At 20.6% G+C, this 1,590-nt stretch carries 4 protein-coding genes; all 4 read right to left on the reverse strand.

What is annotated here, in order from left to right:
- Positions 1-17: 17 nt before the first annotated feature.
- Entirely contained in the window at positions 18-506 is a 489-nt protein-coding gene (locus C6B38_RS03550) for a hypothetical protein (RefSeq protein ID WP_105298686.1), read from the reverse strand.
- Entirely contained in the window at positions 496-624 is a 129-nt protein-coding gene (locus tag C6B38_RS11865) for a hypothetical protein (protein ID WP_255401062.1), read from the reverse strand. The genes C6B38_RS03550 and C6B38_RS11865 overlap by 11 nt, the downstream gene beginning before the upstream one ends.
- A gap of 78 nt (positions 625-702) precedes the next feature.
- Entirely contained in the window at positions 703-834 is a 132-nt protein-coding gene (locus C6B38_RS11870; protein WP_255401063.1) for a hypothetical protein, read from the reverse strand.
- 1 nt (position 835) lies between these two features.
- Positions 836-1,210: a hypothetical protein gene (locus C6B38_RS03555; RefSeq protein ID WP_105298687.1), complete on the reverse strand. Its 375-nt coding sequence runs from the start codon at positions 1,208-1,210 to the stop codon at positions 836-838.
- Between the last annotated feature and the right edge of the window lie 380 nt (positions 1,211-1,590).

The following is a 1,590-nucleotide window of genomic DNA, read 5'->3' on the forward strand; positions in this document are numbered from 1 at the left end:
ATAAAAATGTAATCATATTATTTAACCTCCTTTTGTTTTCTTTTTTCCAATTCAACTTTTAATTTTCGAATTTTTTTACTTTGTCTTAAAATTACTTTTAATTTTCGAATTTTTTTACTTTGTCTTAAAATTATTGATGTTTCTTTTTCTTTAATAATTTTTATAATTCCAGCAATAAAATAAGCACAAATCGGCACCATAAAAAATATTAAAATACCTGCTGATACATATTCCAAATTAATCAGCCTCCTTTCATTTTTTCTATTATTAACTTTATTTTTAATTCATAAAATTAATTGAACAATATAAGAATCTATTAATGTTCAAAACATTAAATATCCAACATCCATTAAAATTGCTATTAAACCGAATTTTTTTAAAAATAATTCTAATTCTTTAACATCAACACAAGCAGGTATTAATAATGCCCCAAAAATAATTCATAAAATATGAATTAAAATTTTTCATCAATTATTTTTTAAAAAATTTAATACTTTAATTTTCATTCCATTTTTCCTTTACTACTTCTCATCGCTCGTTAGTAATTTCATCTGTTGAAACCAAATATAACCTTAACATTAATTCCTCTAATTTAACAATCAATTTATCTTTATTCTTTGTCATTATTTAACCTTAACAATTTTTTTTATGTTTAGGACAAATAATATCTTGTCTATTACATAAATAACAATCTATTTTTTTTTAGTCATTATCTAACCTAGAATAATATTGATTAATTAAAACAACATTTTCATTAACACAATTGCAACAATAACGAGACCCATTTTCTCAAACAATATCATTAATACAAACGATACATAACTGTTGTTGCATATTAACTATTGCTTTCTGATATTGTTGAATTATTAGAATATTTATTAATAAAATCTTGTTGTTTATTGTATGGAACAACTTTAACAACGCTAACTTTGTTATATTTTCTTCCCGTTTTTCTATCAGTGACAACCGGAAATTTAATATCAATTAAATAATAATTACCTTTTTTCATTTCTGGTAATTCATTAGCCAATTTACTTTCTTTTCAAACCCACGAAATTATATATTCGTCTGGCATTGATATCATCTTCATCAAGTTGCATAAAGGTAAAGATATCAAAAAATAAACCTTTATTATCATTTTTTCACCATCTTTTTCTTTACTATCCATTTGATGGTTAAAATCAATTTGAGCTAATAATACTTTATACATATAAAGTACTCCTTTCTTCACTTAATTAAGTAAATAAAGGTTTCATATAGTTTAAAACTTTAAATAATCATAAATGCTAAAAATAAATTAACAATAATTAAATTTATTAAAAAAAAATAATCTTTTAAAAAATGAATGTAAATATAAATGCAAAATAAAAACATTTACTTATATTTAAAGTTTCCGGCCAGAAAACCTTTATTTTGGTTTGAATACTTAAATATAACTAAATGTTATAAATAATATTCTAATTTAATTTTACATAAAAAAATAAATATGTCAACTATTACATATTTTCACAACAAAAAATAAATTTATTTATAAATTTATATTCCCACCTTGTTTTTTTTGTTTTTTTTGTTTTAATTAATTATGTGGTA

The organism is Spiroplasma sp. ChiS (genome assembly GCF_002968355.1).
In the GTDB taxonomy this organism is placed as follows: domain Bacteria; phylum Bacillota_I; class Bacilli_A; order Mycoplasmatales; family Mycoplasmataceae; genus Spiroplasma; species Spiroplasma citri.